This is a genomic window from Falsiroseomonas oryzae (assembly GCF_027856955.1).
Classification (GTDB): domain Bacteria; phylum Pseudomonadota; class Alphaproteobacteria; order Acetobacterales; family Acetobacteraceae; genus Falsiroseomonas; species Falsiroseomonas oryzae.
Genome location: NZ_JAPSMD010000079.1, coordinates 1 through 16,669, shown reverse-complemented (window position 1 = coordinate 16,669; position 16,669 = coordinate 1). Strand labels below are relative to the sequence as shown.

15 protein-coding genes are annotated in these 16,669 nt (G+C 71.9%); 13 read left to right on the top strand and 2 right to left on the bottom strand.

All coding sequences use genetic code 11. From position 1 onward, the window contains the following. Nucleotides 1-299: DUF1178 family protein (locus OZN99_RS10660; RefSeq protein WP_270935194.1), on the top strand; the 299-nt coding region annotated here is incomplete at its 5' end. A gap of 9 nt (nt 300-308) precedes the next feature. Here the strand turns inward: OZN99_RS10660 and ubiG are convergent. Beyond that, nucleotides 309-1,040, bottom strand: a complete 732-nt coding sequence (gene ubiG, locus OZN99_RS10655) for a bifunctional 2-polyprenyl-6-hydroxyphenol methylase/3-demethylubiquinol 3-O-methyltransferase UbiG (protein ID WP_270935193.1) — start codon at nt 1,038-1,040, stop codon at nt 309-311. Nucleotides 1,041-1,175: 135 nt separating this feature from the next. Here ubiG and OZN99_RS10650 point away from each other — a divergent pair, with 135 nt between their 5' ends. From OZN99_RS10650 to OZN99_RS10600, 11 genes are all read left to right on the top strand, one after another. Continuing rightward, a complete protein-coding gene (locus OZN99_RS10650; protein WP_270935192.1) occupies nt 1,176-2,420 on the top strand; it encodes an aspartate kinase in 1,245 nt (414 codons plus the stop codon). 4 nt (nt 2,421-2,424) lie between these two features. Continuing rightward, the gene (locus OZN99_RS10645; RefSeq protein ID WP_408611820.1) at nt 2,425-3,486 is read left to right on the top strand and encodes an NAD(P)H-dependent flavin oxidoreductase; all 1,062 of its coding nucleotides are present in this window, start codon (nt 2,425-2,427) and stop codon (nt 3,484-3,486) included. A gap of 125 nt (nt 3,487-3,611) precedes the next feature. Further along, a complete protein-coding gene (locus OZN99_RS10640; RefSeq protein WP_270935191.1) occupies nt 3,612-4,625 on the top strand; it encodes a helix-turn-helix domain-containing protein in 1,014 nt (337 codons plus the stop codon). Nucleotides 4,626-4,766: 141 nt separating this feature from the next. Then, nucleotides 4,767-5,909, top strand: coding sequence for a flavodoxin-dependent (E)-4-hydroxy-3-methylbut-2-enyl-diphosphate synthase (ispG, locus tag OZN99_RS10635; protein ID WP_270935195.1), 1,143 nt, complete (start codon nt 4,767-4,769; stop codon nt 5,907-5,909). Nucleotide 5,910: 1 nt separating this feature from the next. Continuing rightward, the gene (locus OZN99_RS10630; protein ID WP_270935190.1) at nt 5,911-6,078 is read left to right on the top strand and encodes a hypothetical protein; all 168 of its coding nucleotides are present in this window, start codon (nt 5,911-5,913) and stop codon (nt 6,076-6,078) included. A 79-nt stretch (nt 6,079-6,157) separates the two neighbouring features. Further along, nucleotides 6,158-7,402, top strand: coding sequence for a histidine--tRNA ligase (gene hisS / locus OZN99_RS10625; protein ID WP_270935189.1), 1,245 nt, complete (start codon nt 6,158-6,160; stop codon nt 7,400-7,402). Further along, nucleotides 7,399-8,454 (top strand): peptide chain release factor 1, encoded by a 1,056-nt coding sequence (gene prfA, locus OZN99_RS10620; RefSeq protein ID WP_270935188.1) that lies wholly within the window; start codon nt 7,399-7,401, stop codon nt 8,452-8,454. Before hisS ends, prfA begins: the two co-directional genes overlap by 4 nt. Before the next feature lie 50 nt (nt 8,455-8,504). After that, nucleotides 8,505-9,371, top strand: coding sequence for a peptide chain release factor N(5)-glutamine methyltransferase (gene prmC, locus OZN99_RS10615; protein ID WP_270935187.1), 867 nt, complete (start codon nt 8,505-8,507; stop codon nt 9,369-9,371). 236 nt (nt 9,372-9,607) lie between these two features. Continuing rightward, the gene (locus OZN99_RS10610) at nt 9,608-10,081 is read left to right on the top strand and encodes a DUF4167 domain-containing protein (protein WP_270935186.1); all 474 of its coding nucleotides are present in this window, start codon (nt 9,608-9,610) and stop codon (nt 10,079-10,081) included. An 86-nt stretch (nt 10,082-10,167) separates the two neighbouring features. Next, entirely contained in the window at nt 10,168-11,424 is a 1,257-nt protein-coding gene (locus tag OZN99_RS10605) for a serine hydrolase domain-containing protein (protein WP_270935185.1), read from the top strand. Between the two features lie 89 nt (nt 11,425-11,513). Then, nucleotides 11,514-12,746 (top strand): serine hydrolase domain-containing protein, encoded by a 1,233-nt coding sequence (locus OZN99_RS10600; RefSeq protein ID WP_270935184.1) that lies wholly within the window; start codon nt 11,514-11,516, stop codon nt 12,744-12,746. Between the two features lie 56 nt (nt 12,747-12,802). Here OZN99_RS10600 and OZN99_RS10595 read toward each other — a convergent pair whose 3' ends face one another. Next, nucleotides 12,803-13,564, bottom strand: a complete 762-nt coding sequence (locus tag OZN99_RS10595) for an MOSC domain-containing protein (RefSeq protein ID WP_270935183.1) — start codon at nt 13,562-13,564, stop codon at nt 12,803-12,805. A gap of 115 nt (nt 13,565-13,679) precedes the next feature. Here OZN99_RS10595 and clpB point away from each other — a divergent pair, with 115 nt between their 5' ends. Then, nucleotides 13,680-16,277 carry an ATP-dependent chaperone ClpB gene (clpB, locus tag OZN99_RS10590; RefSeq protein ID WP_270935182.1) on the top strand — a complete coding sequence of 866 codons (2,598 nt, stop codon included), beginning with the start codon at nt 13,680-13,682 and terminating at the stop codon, nt 16,275-16,277. Nucleotides 16,278-16,669: the final 392 nt, after the last annotated feature.

Here is a 16,669-nt window from a genome sequence, read left to right as displayed (position 1 = left end):
CGCCGCCGCCCGCCGCCGAGGCCCCCGCCGCGCCCCCGCCCGCGGCCGAGGGCCAGCGCATGGCCGCCGGCCCCATCCCGGCCCAGCTGGTCGCGATGCTGCAGCGCCTCCGCGCCGAGGTGGAGAAGAGCTGCGACTACGTCGGCAAGGACTTCGCCGAGGAAGCCCGCAAGATCCACAACGGCGAGGCCGAGGCCCGCGGCATCTACGGCGAGGCGACCGACGCCGAGGCCGAGGCGCTGGCCGAGGAGGGGATCGACGTCGCGCGGCTGCCCTGGGTGCCGCGGGCGGATGGCTGAGGGCGGAGCCTAGCGCTCCGCCATGACTAGGTAGTTCACCCCGAGGTCCTTGCTCTCCCGCCACTGCCCGGTCAGCGGGTCCATGCTCATCCCGGCAAGGTCGGTCACCCGCAGCCCGGCCTGTCGCAGCCCGGCGCCCAGCTCGCCGGGGGTGACGAACATCCGCCAGTCATGCGTGCCCACGGGCAGCATGCGCAGCACGTATTCCGCCCCGACCTTGGCCATCAGGAAGGACCGCGCCGTGCGGTTCAGGGTGGAGAGGAAGACCTGTCCTCCGGGCTTCGCCAGCCTGCGGAGCGCGTCCAGGAACGCCGCCCGGTCCGCCACATGCTCGATGACCTCCAGCGCCACCACGGCGTCGAAGGTCGCGCCCTCGGCCGCCAGGGCCTCCGGCGCGCCCTCCCGGTAGGCGATGTCCAGCCCGCCGGCCCCGGCATGGGCGCGGGCGGCCTCCAGCGCATCTCCCGCCGCGTCCAGCCCGGTCACCTGGGCGCCCATGCGGGCGAAGGCTTCCGAGGCCAGCCCCGCGCCGCAGCCCACATCCAGCAGGGTGAGCCCCGACAGGTCCGTTCCCACGCGGCCATGCGCCCGGGCGATGCGCCTGGCGATCCAGCCCGTCCGCAGCGGGTTCATCCGGTGCAGCGGCTTCATCGGCCCGGACGGGTCCCACCAGCGCCCGGCCAGCGCCCCGAACTTGCGGATCTCCGCCTCGACCGCCGTGCCCGTGCCCGCTGGCTGCATGTCCGCTCCCATCCGACAGGCGGTTGCCGCCCGGTCGCGCGGCGGTTATCTGAGCGCCCCCGCCGGGGCGCAACAGGGGCCGCCTCGGCCATCCGTCGCTTCCGCCCCGCCTTCCCGAAGGCCCCGGACCCGAGAATGGCCCGCATCGTGATGAAGTTCGGCGGCACCTCCGTCGCCGACCTGGACCGCATCCGCAACGTGGCCAACCGCGTCAAGCGCGAGGTGGAGGCCGGCCACGAGGTCGCCGTGGTGGTCTCCGCCATGGCTGGCGCCACGAACCAGCTGGTCAAGTGGTGCACCGAGCTCTCGCCGCTGCACGACGCGCGCGAATACGACACCGTCGTCGCCACCGGGGAGCAGGTGACCATCGGCCTGCTGGCCATCGCGCTGCAGACCATCGGCGTGGATGCGCGGTCCTGGCAGGGCTGGCAGATCCCGATCGTGACCGACGCGGCGCATGGCAAGGCGCGGGTGGAGAGCATCGACGGCACGCTGCTGATCGAGCGCATGCAGCAGGGCCAGGTCCCCGTCATCGCCGGCTTCCAGGGCATCGAGCCCGCGCGCAACCGCGTCACCACCCTCGGCCGCGGCGGGTCGGACCTGTCGGCGGTGGCCGTGGCGGCCGCGGTGAAGGCCGACCGCTGCGACATCTACACCGACGTGGACGGCGTCTACACCACCGACCCGCGCATCGTGCCCCGCGCCCGCAAGCTCGAGCGCATCTCCTACGAGGAGATGCTGGAACTGGCCTCGGTGGGGGCCAAGGTGCTGCAGACCCGCTCCGTGGAGCTGGCCATGAAGCAGCGCGTGCGGGTGCAGGTGCTTTCCAGCTTCGAGGACAAGCCAGGCAGCCTGGTGGTTGACGAGGACGAGATCGTGGAACAGCCCATCGTGTCCGGCATCGCCTATTCGCGCGACGAGGCGAAGGTGACGCTCCGCCGCGTGCCCGACCGGCCCGGCATCGCCGCCCATGTCTTCGGGCCCATGGCGGCGGCCAACGTCAACGTGGACATGATCGTCCAGAACATCGGCGCCGACGGCACCACCGACATGACTTTCACCGTCGGCCGCGCCGACCTGCCGCGCGCGAAGGACCTGCTGGAGAAGCAGCGGGAGTTCATCGGCTACGAGGCGCTGGTGACGGATGCGGAGGTCGCCAAGATCAGCGTCGTCGGCATCGGCATGCGCACCCATGCCGGCGTCGCCTCCACCATGTTCAAGGCGCTGGCCGAGAAGGGGATCAACATCCAGGTCATCTCGACCAGCGAGATCAAGGTGAGCGTCCTGATCCCCGTGGACTACACCGAGCTCGCGGTCCGGGCGCTCCACACCGCCTATGGCCTGGACGGGCCGGAGCCCGCGCGCCGGGCGGAGGACTGAGCCCATGGACGCCGCCCCGCAGGAGATGGCCCCGCCCGATTGGGCGCTGGCCGAGATCGACGCGCTGATGGCCCGCGGCGCTGCCTTCCTCGGCAGCCGCTACGCGCTGATGGGCGGCGCCATGTCCTGGGTGAGCGAGCGCAACCTGGTCGCCGCCCTGTCCAATGCCGGCGCCTTCGGTGTGATCGCCTGCGGCGCCATGGAGCCGCCGCGCCTGGCCGAGGAGATCAAGGGCACGCAGGCGCTGACCTCGAAGCCCTTCGGCGTGAACCTGATCACCATGCACCCGAGGCTGGACCAGCTGGTCCAGACCTGCCTGGAGCACAAGGTCGGCCACATCGTCTTCGCCGGCGGCATCCCGCCCGGCGCCGCCATCAAGGCCGCCAAGGATGGCGGCGCCAAGGTGGTCTGCTTCGCGCCCGCGCTGGCGCTGGCGAAGAAGCTGGTCCGGTCCGGCGCCGATGCGCTGGTGATCGAGGGCAGCGAGGCCGGCGGCCACATCGGCCCGGTCTCGCTCAATGTGCTGGCGCAGGAGATCCTGCCCCATATGCGCGATGTGCCGGTCTTCGTCGCCGGCGGCATCGGCCGGGGCGAGGCGATCCTGTCCTACCTGGAGATGGGCGCGGCGGGCGCGCAGCTGGGCACGCGCTTCGTCTGCGCGACGGAGTCCATCGCGCATCCGAACTTCAAGCGAGCCTTCATCCGCGGCGCCGCGCGCGACGCGCTGCCGACCGTGCAGCTCGACGAGCGCTTCCCGGTGATTCCCGTCCGGGCGCTCCAGAACGAGGGCACCAAGCGCTTCCTGGAGCACCAGGCCGAGACGATCCGGCGCTACCTCGCCGGCGAGGTGGAGAAGGCCGCCGCCCAGCTCGACATCGAGCATTTCTGGGCCGGCGCGCTGCGCCGGGCGGTGATCGATGGCGACGTGGAGAACGGCTCCCTGATGGCCGGGCAGAGCGTGGGCATGGTCACCCGCGAACAGCCCGCGGCGGAGATCGTGCGTGAGCTGGTCTGGCAGGCCGCGGCGGCGCTGGCCGCGCGACGGCGGGCTCCCGCGACGGCCTGATCCGCGCGACATGTCACCGAAATTATACTGCGAGTCACCTTCACGATTCGGTTTGCGGGGGCGTTGAACGCGCGCTAGGTGTCTGGGCCGTGCCATACGATCTGAAGCGATTTTCCCGCGAGGCCATGCGCCAATCCGAAGCCGGCGGTGCGGAGGCCGCGCGCATCGGCGATGCGTTGCGCGAAGCCCGGCAGGCCCTCGGCCATTCGGTCGAGGAGATGGCCGCCGCGTTGCGCATCCGCCGTCCCTACCTTGAGGCGCTGGAGGAAGGGCGCCTGCGCGACCTGCCCGGCCTGGCCTATGCCGTCGGCTTCGTGCGCAGCTATGCCACGGCGCTCGGTCTCGACGCGGACGACATGGTGCGCCGCTTCCGGGAGGCGTCCGGCACCGTCACCGCCAAGCCGAAGCTGGTCTTCCCCGAACCCGTGCCGGAACGGGGCATGCCCGCGGGCGCGGTGGTCGCGACGGGGGCGGTTGTCGCCATCTGCGCCTATGTCGCCTGGTTCAACTGGTCCGGCAGCGGAACCCGCACGGTGGACGTGGTCCCGCCCGTGCCGGCGCGCCTGGAGACGGCGGCCGAGCAGGGGCGCGCGCAGCTTCCCGCCACCCGCGAGACGGCGGCCCGCCCCGACCCCGGTGCCCTGCCGCTCGCGGCGTTGCCGCCGCCGGGCGGGGTGCCCGCCGCCGCACAGGGCGCGAACACCTCGGCGCAGGCCGCCACGGTGCCGAGCGCGCCGGTGCCCACCGCTGCCGCGGCCGTGACGCCTGCTGCCGCGCCGTCGGCACCGCCGGCCGTTGCCGCCCCCGCGCTTCCCGGCGTGCCGGAGGGCACCCGGATCGTCCTGCGCGCCCGCGCCTCCACTCCCGAAGGCGCCTGGGTGCAGGTGCGCGAGCCGCGCAGCGGCCAGGTGCTGGTCAACCGCGTCCTGCGCCCCGGCGAGACCTGGGCCGCGCCGGCGCGGGACGGCCTGTTGCTCGACACCGGCAAGGCCGACGGACTGGAGATTCTGCTGGACGGCCAGCCCCAGCCGGTGCTGGAGGGTCTGGTCGGCGTCCGCCGCAACATCGCGCTGGACCCGGACCGCGTCCGCCAGCGCCTGTCGCCCGCCTCGGCCGCGGCGGCGACCCCCCGCAACTAGCGCCGCCGGCCGGTCCAGGTCGGCACCGCCTGCAACGCACGCGCAGGACCCCCTGGGATCGCCGCCGCCGCCGCCATATCCTGGCCCGGGCGGAACGGTCCCGGCAGCCTCGCCGGAGTCCGCTGCGCGCCAAGGGAAGGCCTGATGTCCTATCGTCCCTACCAGCAGATCCTGCGCCGCCGCTCGCGGCAGATCCGCGTCGGCAAGGTGCTCGTCGGCGGGGATGCGCCGATCAGCGTGCAGACCATGACCAACACACCGACCGAGGACGCGAAGGCGACGATCGACCAGATCCGCCGCTGCGAACTCGCCGGCGTCGATATCGTGCGCGTCTCCGTCCCCACGGAGGAAAGCACCGCCGCGCTGCATGAGATCGTGCGCGAGGTGAACGTCCCGGTGGTGGCGGATGTCCACTTCCACTACCGCCGCGCCATCGAGGCCGCCGAGGCCGGTGCCGCCTGCCTGCGCATCAACCCCGGCAACATCGGCAGCAAGGAGCGCGTGAAGGAGGTCGTGAAGGCCGCCCGCGACCACGACTGCGCCATCCGCATCGGGGTGAATGCCGGCAGCCTGGAGAAGCACCTGCTGGAGAAATACGGCGAGCCCAACCCGGAGGCGCTGGTGGAAAGCGCCCTCTGGCACGCCGCCCACCTGCTGGACGAGGGCTTCGACCGCTTCAAGATCAGCGTGAAGGCGAGCGACGTCTTCCTGGCCGTCGCCGCCTACCAGCAGCTGGCGGAGCAATGCGACCACCCGCTGCACATCGGCATCACCGAGGCCGGCGGAAAGCGCGCGGGCACCGTGAAGAGCGCCATCGGGCTCGGCAGCCTGCTCTGGGCCGGGATCGGCGACACGCTGCGCGTCTCCCTCTCCGCCGAGCCGGAGGAGGAGGTGGCGGTGGGCTGGGAGATGCTGAAGTCCCTGCATCTGCGCCACCGCGGGGTGAAGGTGATCTCCTGCCCGTCCTGCGCGCGGCAGGGCTTCGACGTGATCCGCACGGTGGAGAAGCTGGAGGAGCGGCTGGCCCACATCAGCGAGCCGATCAGCCTCTCCATCATCGGCTGCGTGGTGAACGGGCCGGGCGAGGCGCTGATGACCGATATCGGCCTGACCGGCGGCGGTGCCGGCACGCACATGGTCTATGGCATGGGCAAGCAGAGCCACACGGTGAAGACCGAGGAGATGGTCGAGCACATCGTGGACCTGGTGGAGGCCAAGGCGGCGCAGATGAAGGCGGCGAAGGCGGCAGACGCCGCGGCGGCCGCGAAGCAGGCAGCGGAGTGACGTGAACGGGCTCTCGGCCTCGGCCCTTCTGATCTCGCGGCTGCGGCCGCCGCCCGTGCCGGGTCTGGACGAGGATCTCGCGCGGCGCGACGCGGCCGTGCTGCGTCTCGGCTGCGTATTGGCGCTGCAACTCCTGCTCTTGCTGGTGCTGACCTGGGCGGTGCGCTGAGCGCCTGGCCGGTGCCCAGGGGGCTTGGACGATTGCAGCGCCCTTGCCCCGGCGCGCTCCGCGCGCGATACGCCGCCCCATGGCCACCCCCCTGCAGCCCGTCCGCGGCACCCGTGACCTCATCGGCGAGGAGTTCCGCCGCCACCACGCCGTGATCGAGGCGGCGCGGCGCGTGTCCGCGCTCTACGGGTTCGAGGAATGGTCCACGCCCATCTTCGAGGACACCCGCGTCTTCAGCCGCGGCCTCGGCGACACCTCCGACGTCGTCTCCAAGGAGATGTACACCTTCACCGACCGCGGCGGCGATTCGATCACGCTCCGCCCCGAAGCCACGGCCGGGCTCTGCCGGGCGCTGGTGTCCAACGGCCTCGCGCAGTCCAACCTGCCGCGCAAGGTGTTCTACACCGGCCCGATGTTCCGCTACGAGCGACCGCAGAAGGGCCGCTACCGGCAGTTCCACCAGATCGACATCGAGGTGCTGGGCGCTGCGGAGCCGCTGGCCGATGCCGAGGTGATCGCCTGCGGCTGGCAGGTGCTGCAGGAACTCGGCGTCGCCGAGGGCGTGGTGCTGGAGATCAACACGCTGGGCGACACCGAAAGCCGCGACCGCTACCGCGCCGCGCTCGTCGCCTATTTCTCCGACCACCGCGACGCGCTGTCGGAGGACAGCCGGATGCGGCTGGAGAAGAACCCGCTGCGCATCCTCGATTCCAAGGACGAGGGCGACCGCCGCCTCGTCGCCGGGGCGCCGACCATCGGCGACCACCTGACGCCGGAGGCCGCGCGCTTCTACGACAGCGTTCTGGCCTATCTCGGCCGCTTCGGCGTGCCGTTCCGGCAGAACGACCGGATCGTGCGCGGCCTCGACTACTACAGCCACACCGCCTTCGAGTTCGTCACCGACCGGCTCGGCGCGCAGGGCACCGTCATGGGCGGCGGCCGCTACAACGGCCTGGTCGAGGAGATGGGCGGTCCCTCCACCCCGTCGGTCGGCTGGGCCGCGGGGATCGAGCGGCTTGCCATGCTGCTGGCGGCACCGCCCGCCGCGCCGCGCCCCGTCGCGGTGATCCCGGTGAGCGAGGCGGAGGAGGGCGCGGCGCTGGCGCTGGTGCAACGGCTGCGCGCGGCCGGCGTGGTCACCGAGATCGCCTACAAGGGCAACCTCAAGCGCCGCATGGAGCGCGCCAACAAGCTGCACGCCCGCGCCGCGCTGATCCTGGGCGAGAGCGAGGTCGCGCAGGGCGTGGTGCAGCTGCGCGACCTGGACGCCGGCACGCAGGACAGCGTCACGCTGGACGAGGCGGTGCGGCGCCTGACGGCATGAGCCTGCCGCAGAAGCTGGACCGGCTGCTGAACCGCGCCGACGAGTTGCGCCACCTGCTGAACACGGCGGATGGCGCGCAGGTCGGTGCGATCTCGCGCGAGCTGTCGGAGCTCGACCCGCTGGTCGAGAAGGTGCAGGAGTACCGCGCCGCGGAGCGCGCCCGCGACGAGGCGGAGGCGATGCTCGGCGATCCCGAGCTGAAGGAGCTGGCCGAGGCCGAGTATCTCGACCTCAAGGACCGCCTGCCGAAGCTGGAGCGCGAGATCCGGCTGATGCTGCTGCCGCGCGACATCGCCGACGAGCGCAGCGCCATCCTGGAAGTCCGCCCCGCCGCCGGTGGCGACGAGGCCGCCCTGTTCGCCGCGGAGCTGTTCGGCGCCTACCAGCGCTATGCCGCCCGGCAAGGCTGGCGCTTCGAGGTGCTGGAGTACGACGAGAGCGACCTGGGCGGCGTGAAGGGCGCGACGGCCAGCATCGAGGGGCGCGGCGTCTTCGCGAAGCTGAAGTTCGAATCCGGCGTCCACCGGGTGCAGCGCGTGCCCGCGACCGAGAACCAGGGCCGCATCCACACCTCCACCGTCACCGTCGCGGTGCTGCCGGAAGCCGAGGAGGTGGACGTGCAGGTGAACGAGAGCGACCTGCGCATCGACACCTACCGCGCCTCCGGCGCCGGCGGGCAGCATGTGAACAAGACCGACAGCGCGGTGCGCATCACTCACATCCCGACCGGCCTGGTGGTCGCGATGCAGGAGGAGAAGTCGCAGCACAAGAACCGCGCCAAGGCGATGAAGGTGCTGCGCGCCCGGCTGTTCGACGCCGAGCGCGCCCGCCTGGCCGGGGCGCGGGCCGCCGACCGCAAGGGCCAGGTCGGCACCGGCGACCGCAGCGAGCGCATCCGCACCTATAACTTCCCGCAGGGGCGCGTGACCGACCACCGCATCGGCCTGACCCTCCATAAGATCGACCGCGTGATGCTGGGCGAGTTCGACGAGGTGATCGAGGCGCTGGTCGCCGAGGACGAGGCGGCGCGGCTGGCCGCAGACGCGGAGTGAACCCACCCACGCGGTTGCGGGAGACAGCCGGGTGCGGGCATTAGCCTGCCATGTCATGCGACCCCGGCGAGACGGTCGGCGCCTTCCTCTGCCAGGCAGGCCAGGTGCTGCGCGCCGCCGCCATCGAGAATCCGCGCCTGGAGGCCCGCCTGCTGCTCGGCCACGCCATGGGCGCCACCACCGAGGCCCTCCTGGGCGACTCCCGCGCGCCGGTCCCGCCCGAGGCCGCCAGCCGCTTCCGGGCGGCCATCCAGGCCCGGCTGGCCGCCACCCCCATCGCGCATATCCTCGGCAGCCAGGGCTTCTGGACGCTGGACCTCGCCGTCTCCCCCGCCACGCTGATCCCCCGCCCCGATTCGGAAACCCTGGTCGAGGCGGCGCTGGACGCCCTGCCGGACCGGGACGCGCAACTCCGCGTGCTCGACCTGGGCACCGGCACAGGCTGCCTGCTGCTGGCAGTGCTGGCCGAACGGCCGCGCGCCTTCGGGATCGGGGTGGACCTGGTGCCGGCAGCGGCCGCGCTGGCCGCGGCGAATGCAAGGCGGAACGGCCTGGCGGACCGTGCGGCTTTCCTGGCGGGCGATTGGGCCGCCGCGCTCGCCGGCCGGTTCGACCTGGTGCTGTCGAACCCGCCCTACATCGAATCGGCCGCGATTGCCGGGCTGATGCCGGAGGTGGCGCGGCATGAGCCGCGCTCGGCCCTGGATGGCGGGGTGGACGGGTGCGACGCCTATCGGCGGTTGAGCACGATACTGCCAGGTCTTCTGGCGCCGGGCGGGGTGGCCGTCCTGGAACTCGGGATCGGCCAGAAAGCCGCGGTGGAGGCGCTGGCGCGGCAGGCCGGGCTGGTGCCCGCGGGCGGCCGGGCGGACCTCGGCGGCGTCGACCGCGCACTGGTTCTGCGGCGGGACGGCTGACGGCCAAGAAAAAACCGATTGGCGCAGCGGCCCGGGCGCATTAGGTTGCAGGCGCGGCCCAGGGTGCGAGGATGCGCCCTGGCAGCGTCGGCCCTCGTGTCCGGGCGCCCCCTTCCCCTGGAAGGGCAGCCCTGCGGAGCTGGCGGTCGCAGCGACGCAACCCGATGAATCCGCGTTCCCGGTCGGGAGGACATCCCCGCCCGCGGCGCCATTGCGAGACGGCGAACGTCCGACACATGAACATGAAACGCATGCGCAGCCGCGGCAGCCACCGGCATGGGGGCGGCGGCGGCGGAGGGGGCGGCGGCGGTTTCCGCCACAGCGGCGGGCACCAGCCGCTGAACCGCAACCACGTCTTTGACAGCAACGGCCCGGATGTGCGCCTGCGCGGCACCGCGCAGCAGCTTTTCGAGAAGTACCTCCAGCTCGGCCGCGACGCGACCGGCGCCGGCGACCGCGTGATGGCGGAGAGCTACTTCCAGCATGCCGAGCACTATTTCCGCATTCTGAACGCCATGAACCAGGCGCAGCAGCAGGCCGGCCAGCACCCGCATCACCAGCAGCGCCGCTTCCAGAACGGGCCGGAACAGGAGGGCGGCGAGACCGGCTCTTCCGACCAGCCCGAGGTCAACGGCCATGCCAACGGCCACGCGCTGGATGCCGAGCAGGACGGCCCGGAGCGCCAGTCGGAGCCGCGCGAGCCCAACTGACCGGCGGCGCAACCGCGTCCTTTACATCACGGATCGACGCGCCATAGGTTTTCTCCCGCAACGAAATGCCACGGGAGGACGCGGCCATGATCGGGGTGCGCCATTGCCGCGCGGCTGCGGCCGGCCTTGCGGCCCTCGCGGCGGCCGCCTGCGTGCCGCAGGCCGGCCTGCCCGTGGCCTCCGGGCAGGGTGCCGCGCCGGCCGGTTCGGCCAGCCGGGAGTGGACCTATCCCGTCGGCTCGATGTCCGACTACACCTCGACGCGCAACCTCATCGGCAGCCACACGGCGATGGACCGGATCTTCCAGTCCCGCCCCATCGCCGCCGCATCGGCGCCACTGCCGCTCCGCCCGGGACCCGATCCGACCCCCGAGATCCGCTTCAGCCATGGCGGGCGCGACTGGACGCTGGACAGCTACCTCGCCGCCACGAGCACCACGGCCTTCCTGGCGTTGCGGCGCGACGGCACCATCGTGGTGGAACGCTACCTGCATCAGCGCCGGCCCGAGGACCGCTTCGCCTCCTGGTCGATGGCGAAGACGGTGGTGGCGATGCTGGTCGGCCTCGCCGTCCAGGATGGGCGCATCCGCAGCCTGGATGATCCGGTTTCGGCCTATGTGCCGGGGCTGGCGGACAGCGCGCATGGCCCGGTCCCGATCCGCCACGTGCTGACCATGTCCTCCGGCGTCGGGTTCGAGGAGGCCTATGGCCGTCCGGGCTCCGACATCTCCCGGCTCGCCTTGGGCAGCCTGCACGGGCATGCGCGCGGGGGCGTCGCCACCGTGGACTGGATCAGCCGCCGTGCGGCGCAGCCCGGCGCGCTGTTCAACTACGCCTCCGCCGACACCCAGGTGCTGGGCCTCGTGCTGTCGGCGGCGACCGGCCAGTCGCTGGCCGCCCTGACGGAGGAGCGGATCTGGCGTCCGATGGGAGCCGAGTTCCCGGCCAATTGGCTGATCGACCGGGCCGGGCAGGAGGTCGCCTTCTGCTGCATGAACGCGGCCCTGCGCGACTACGGCCGGCTCGGCCTGCTGATGGCGAATGACGGCCGCGCGCTGGACGGACGGCAGGTGCTGCCGGCCGCCTGGGTGCAGGCGATGATGACGCCGAGCGCGGGCGCCGGCGCGCCGGGCGGCGGCTACGGCTACCAGATGTGGCTCAGCACCGGTGTCGAATACGCCAGCTTCTTCGGTGTGCGTGGCCAGCAGATTTCCGTTCATCGGGCGTCGGGCATGGTGTTCGTGCGCACCGCAGCCAACGACCAGGAGTCCAACCCCGCGGACCGGCTGTTCCTCGGCTCGCTGGTGCGCGCCATGGTCGCGCAGTTCGCAACGGGACCCTGAAAGGCCGTTCTGCGTGGCGACGCAGAATGGACACATCCCGGCCGCAGACCGATAGTCTACCGCATCGAACCTGCGTGGGGGGATGGTCAATGGGCAAGCACGCGTGGCGGCTCCTGCCGGCGGCCGGTGCCGCGCTCGCCCTGGCCGGCTGCGTGCCGGAGACGCCACCCGCCACCTCCGTCGCCACGGCCGGCCAGCCTCGCGAGGTTACCTTCCCCGTCGGCACCCGCGCCGACTGGAGCCAGTCGCGCTTCCTAATCGGAAGCCATTCGGCGATGGACACGCTCTACCCGACGCGGACCATCGCCCCGCCGCGTACGCCGCTGCCGCTGCGTCCGGCATCGGGGCCGCCGCTGGAGGTGCGCTTCAACACGGGCCTGCAGGGCTGGACGCTCGACAGCTTCGTCGAGCGCACCCCGACCACCGGACTGCTGGTCCTGCGCCGCGACGGCACCATCCTCGCCGAGCGGTATCCGCGCGCCCGCCGGCCCGACGACCGGCTGGCCTCCTGGTCCATGGCCAAGACGGTGGTGGCGATGATGGTGGGACAGGCCGTGCAGGATGGCCGGATCCGAAGCCTGGACGACGCCGTTGCAACCTATGTCCCGGCGCTGGCCGAGAGCGCCTACGGGCCGCTGCCCATCCGGCACCTGCTGTCCATGTCGTCCGGCGTCGCCTTCGACGAGACCTACACCCGCAACAGCGACATCACGCGGCTCTCCGGCTCCACCTTCGGGCAGACCCCAGGCGGCGCCGCGGCCGTCGCCTGGCTCACGCGCATGGCGGCCGCGCCCGGCGTCCGCTTCAACTACTCCTCTGCGGACAGCCACGTGCTGGGCCTGGTCCTGACCGCGGCCACCGGCAAGCCGCTGGCGGATCTGCTGGCGGAGCGGATCTGGCAGCCGATGGGGGCAGAGTTCCCGGCCAGCTGGCAGATCGACAATGCCGGGCATGAGACCGCCTGGTGCTGCATCAACGCTGCCCTGCGGGACTACGGGCGCCTCGGACTGCTGCTGGCCAATGGCGGACGCGCCCTGGACGGCCGGCAGGTGGTGCCGGAAGCCTGGGTGCGGGCCATGGTCACGCCCTCCGCGGGGACCGGCGCGCCGGATGGCGGCTACGGCTACCAGACCTGGATCGGCAGCGGCGGCGACCTGGCGCTGTTCCGCGGCGTCCGCGGCCAGTGGCTGGCGGTGCACCTCCCCTCCGGCACGGTGGTCGTGCGCACCGCCGCGCGGCCGCACGAGGCAGCCGGCCCGGACAACGAGGCCACGCTGGCGATGATCCGGGCGGTCGTGACGCAGGTCACGCGAGGCAGCTGAACGGTCCAGCCACGCGGGGGAACTGAGCGGCGCACGCCACGCGGGGCAGCCGCACCCTATGCCGGGTCGGGAAGCTCCAGCGCATCGCCGACCGCGATGCGCCCGCCTTCCAGCACCACCGCGTAGACGCCCATGTCGGCATGCCCATAGTGGCTGCGCAGCCAGCGGGGCGGCCGCGCGTCGCGTTCCGCCGTTTCCGGGTTCACCTCGGTCGCAGCGCAGCGCTGGATGCGCTTGAGCACGCGCAGCCGCGCCTTGCCGATCAGCAACTCCCGTCCCACCCACTCCAGCTCCGCGAAGGGGGCGGCCCCGGAGAACAGGACGTTGGCGCGGAAGCGCAGCGGATCGAGCGCCATCCCCGCGCGCTGCCCGAGTTCCGCGATCGAGGCCGTGCCGATGATGGAGACGGCCTTGTCCGGGATGTCGGTGAAGGCGTGGCCCGGCACCTCCGCCAGCGTCAGGGCGCCGCGCGCCTCCTCGCCCACGAAGGCGGTGATCCAGGCGGCGGCGGCGTCGCGCCCGGCGGGGTCGGAGAGGTCCGCCAGCAGCGGCGCCACGCCCTCTGCCCGCAGCAGCAGGGTGTTCGCCCGCGGGTCGTAGGCCGAGTGGATACGTGCCACCCCGGCATGTGCCGCGAGGCAGGCGAAGTTGCGCTTGGGCAGCCATTTCGGGTCCGCCGGGTCGAAGGGGCTGTCGCCATGGGCGAAGGCGAAGCGCCGATCGTGCGGCAGCCCGGCCCCGACGGACAGGTCCACCTCCTCCATCTGCTCCGGTGAGAGCCCCTTCACCGGGAAGCGCGAAATCCTTTCGACCCGCATGCCTGGTCCCCTTGAACCCTTGGGCGGGCGCATACCACCTTTCCGTCAACAGGTGAGCCCGCGTCGCCCGATCGGGGGCGTGGGACACCGGGTCCGCTCATCGAGGGACACGAGGATGGACATCGAGAAGTTCACCGACCGCGCGCGCGGCTTCCTGCAGGCTGCGCAAACCATCGCGATCCGCGACTACCACCAGCGCATCACGCCGGAGCACCTGCTCAAGGCGCTGCTCGATGACGAGCAGGGCGCCGCGGCCGGGCTGATCCGTGCCGCTGGCGGCGACGCCGCGAAGGCCAAGGCGGCGGTGGAGGCCGAGCTGGCGAAGCAGCCCGCCGTGAAGGGCGGCGGCGCCGGCCAGCCCCAGTTCACCCCGGAGATCGTGCGCGTGCTGGACGCCGCGCAGCAGCACGCGCAGCGCGCGGGCGACGAGTTCGTCGCGCAGGATCGCCTGCTGCAGGCGCTCGCCGCCAGCGACACCCCCTCCGGCCGCGCGCTGCGCGCCGCCGGCGCCGATCCGCAGAAGCTGGAGAAGGCGGTGACCGAGCTGCGAAAGGGCCGCACGGTGAACAGCCAGAACGCCGAGGAGCAGTTCGACGCGCTGAAGAAGTATGCGCGCGACATCACGGATGCCGCGCGCAACGGCAAGCTGGACCCGGTGATCGGCCGCGACGAGGAGATCCGCCGCACCATCCAGGTCCTCGCCCGCCGCACCAAGAACAACCCCGTCCTGATCGGCGAGCCCGGCGTGGGCAAGACCGCGATCGTCGAGGGCCTGGCGCTGCGCATCGTCAAGGGCGACGTGCCGGAGGCGCTGAAGGACAAGCGCGTCATGGCGCTGGACCTCGGCGCGATGGTCGCCGGCGCCAAGTACCGCGGCGAGTTCGAGGAACGCCTGAAGGGCGTGCTGAAGGAGGTCGAGCAGGCCGCCGGCGACATCATCCTCTTCATCGACGAGATGCACACGCTGGTCGGCGCGGGCAAGGCGGATGGCGCGATGGACGCCTCCAACCTGATCAAGCCCGCGCTTGCCCGCGGCGAGCTGCATTGCGTCGGCGCCACGACGCTCGACGAGTACCGCAAGCACGTGGAGAAGGACGCCGCGCTGGCGCGTCGCTTCCAGCCGGTCTTCGTGGGCGAGCCGAGCGTGGAGGACACCATCTCCATCCTGCGCGGCATCAAGGAGAAGTACGAGCTGCACCACGGCGTGCGCATCGCCGATGCCGCGCTGGTGGCGGCCGCGACGCTGTCCAACCGCTACATCACCGACCGCTTCCTGCCAGACAAGGCGATCGACCTGGTGGACGAGGCGGCGAGCCGGCTGCGGATGCAGGTGGACAGCAAGCCGGAGGAGCTGGACGCGATCGACCGCGACCTGATGCGCCTCAAGATCGAGCGCGAGGCGCTGAAGAAGGAGGAGGACGCTGCCAGCCGCGACCGCCTGCAGAAGCTCGAGCGCGAACTCGCCGACCTCGAGGAGCGCTCGCGCGAGATGACGCAGCGCTGGGAGGCGGAGAAGGGCAAGGTCGTCGCCACGCAGAAGGCGAAGGAGGAGCTCGACAAGGCCCGCACCGAGCTGGAGCTGGCCGAGCGCAAGGGCGACTTCGCCCGCGCCGGCGAGCTGAAATACGGGGTGATCCCCGGCCTCGAGAAACAGATCGCCTCGGCCGGCGACGGCGACGGGCGCCTGGTGAACGAGGCCGTGACGGAAGAAGGTATCGCCGCCGTGGTCAGCCGCTGGACCGGCATCCCGGTGGAGAAGATGCTGGAAGGCGAGCGCGCCAAGCTGCTGCGGATGGAAGACGAGCTGCGCAAGCGCGTCGTCGGCCAGGAGGAGGCGCTGGAGGCGGTGAGCAAGGCGGTGCGCCGCGCGCGCGCCGGGCTGCAGGACCCGAACCGGCCGATCGGCAGCTTCCTGTTCCTGGGCCCCACCGGCGTCGGCAAGACGGAACTGGTGAAGACGCTGGCGCAGTTCCTGTTTGACGACGAGCGCGCGATGACGCGCATCGACATGTCGGAATACATGGAGAAGCACAGCGTCTCCCGCCTGATCGGTGCGCCGCCGGGCTATGTCGGCTACGACGAAGGCGGCGCGCTGACCGAGGCGGTGCGGCGCCGGCCATACCAGGTGCTGCTCTTCGACGAGGTCGAGAAGGCGCATGACGACGTCTTCAACGTGCTGCTGCAGGTGCTCGATGACGGGCGCCTGACGGACGGCCAGGGGAGGACGGTGGATTTCCGCAACACCATCATCGTGCTGACCAGCAACCTCGGCAGCCAGGCGATCGCTGAGCTTCCGGAGAGTTCCGACATCGAGGCGGCGCGGCCGGCGGTGATGCGGGCGGTGCGCGAGCGGTTCCGGCCGGAGTTCCTGAACCGGCTGGACGAGGTGGTGCTGTTCCGGCGCCTGGCGCGCGGCGACATGGCCGCGATCGTGGACATCCAGCTCGGCCGGCTGCGCAGGCTGCTGGTGGACAAGCAGATCACGCTGGAACTGGACGCAAGCGCACGGGAGTGGCTGGCCGAGGCCGGCTACGACCCGACCTACGGTGCGCGCCCGCTGAAGCGCGTCATCCAGCGCAACCTGCAGGATCGGCTTGCAGGTCTGCTGCTGGAGGGCCGCGTCAGGGATGGAGAGCGGCTGGCGGTGACCGCCGGGCCGGATGGGCTGGAGGTGACCGCAGCGGTGGAGGACTCGCCGCGCGCCGCGGCGTGATGGACGGCGGGCGCGTCAAGCATGCAGCTTTGGATGGCTGCCATGACTCGGCGCGCATGACAGTGCGTTGACACCCGCGGGGCGGGCCCGTAGAAGCCCGCTCCACCGACGGACCGCACGGTTCGCCGGCTCGCCGAAAAGGCAGGGCTTGAAAGCAGCGGCTCCGGCCGCTATCTTCGTCGCCCTCGCCACGGACTCGGCGGGATCCCATCACCGATGAGGTGGTGCCCCTGGTTGGGCGACCTGCCCGGGGTTAGGGAATTGTTCTTTCAAACTGTATATCTGCGAGGGAAGTAGGTCTGGTTTGCCTGGACTGGCTGACGGTTGGCTGCTGGTGAGGTGGCTGATGGTTGGTGGGAAGGGTGGCCGGACGGAGAGTTGGTGATTTGTTT

What these genes read in the sequence shown, in the direction of transcription:
- OZN99_RS10595 (WP_270935183.1), bottom strand. Translation starts at nt 13,564, where the DNA reads ATGCGGGTCGAAAGGATTTCGCGCTTCCCGGTGAAGGGGCTCTCACCG.
- OZN99_RS10605 (WP_270935185.1), top strand. Translation starts at nt 10,168, where the DNA reads ATGATCGGGGTGCGCCATTGCCGCGCGGCTGCGGCCGGCCTTGCGGCC.
- prmC (WP_270935187.1), top strand. Translation starts at nt 8,505, where the DNA reads ATGTCATGCGACCCCGGCGAGACGGTCGGCGCCTTCCTCTGCCAGGCA.
- OZN99_RS10645 (WP_408611820.1), top strand. Translation starts at nt 2,425, where the DNA reads ATGGACGCCGCCCCGCAGGAGATGGCCCCGCCCGATTGGGCGCTGGCC.
- ubiG (WP_270935193.1), bottom strand. Translation starts at nt 1,040, where the DNA reads ATGCAGCCAGCGGGCACGGGCACGGCGGTCGAGGCGGAGATCCGCAAG.
- OZN99_RS10640 (WP_270935191.1), top strand. Translation starts at nt 3,612, where the DNA reads ATGCGCCAATCCGAAGCCGGCGGTGCGGAGGCCGCGCGCATCGGCGAT.
- clpB (WP_270935182.1), top strand. Translation starts at nt 13,680, where the DNA reads ATGGACATCGAGAAGTTCACCGACCGCGCGCGCGGCTTCCTGCAGGCT.
- OZN99_RS10610 (WP_270935186.1), top strand. Translation starts at nt 9,608, where the DNA reads ATGAACATGAAACGCATGCGCAGCCGCGGCAGCCACCGGCATGGGGGC.
- OZN99_RS10650 (WP_270935192.1), top strand. Translation starts at nt 1,176, where the DNA reads ATGGCCCGCATCGTGATGAAGTTCGGCGGCACCTCCGTCGCCGACCTG.
- hisS (WP_270935189.1), top strand. Translation starts at nt 6,158, where the DNA reads ATGGCCACCCCCCTGCAGCCCGTCCGCGGCACCCGTGACCTCATCGGC.
- prfA (WP_270935188.1), top strand. Translation starts at nt 7,399, where the DNA reads ATGAGCCTGCCGCAGAAGCTGGACCGGCTGCTGAACCGCGCCGACGAG.
- OZN99_RS10600 (WP_270935184.1), top strand. Translation starts at nt 11,514, where the DNA reads ATGGGCAAGCACGCGTGGCGGCTCCTGCCGGCGGCCGGTGCCGCGCTC.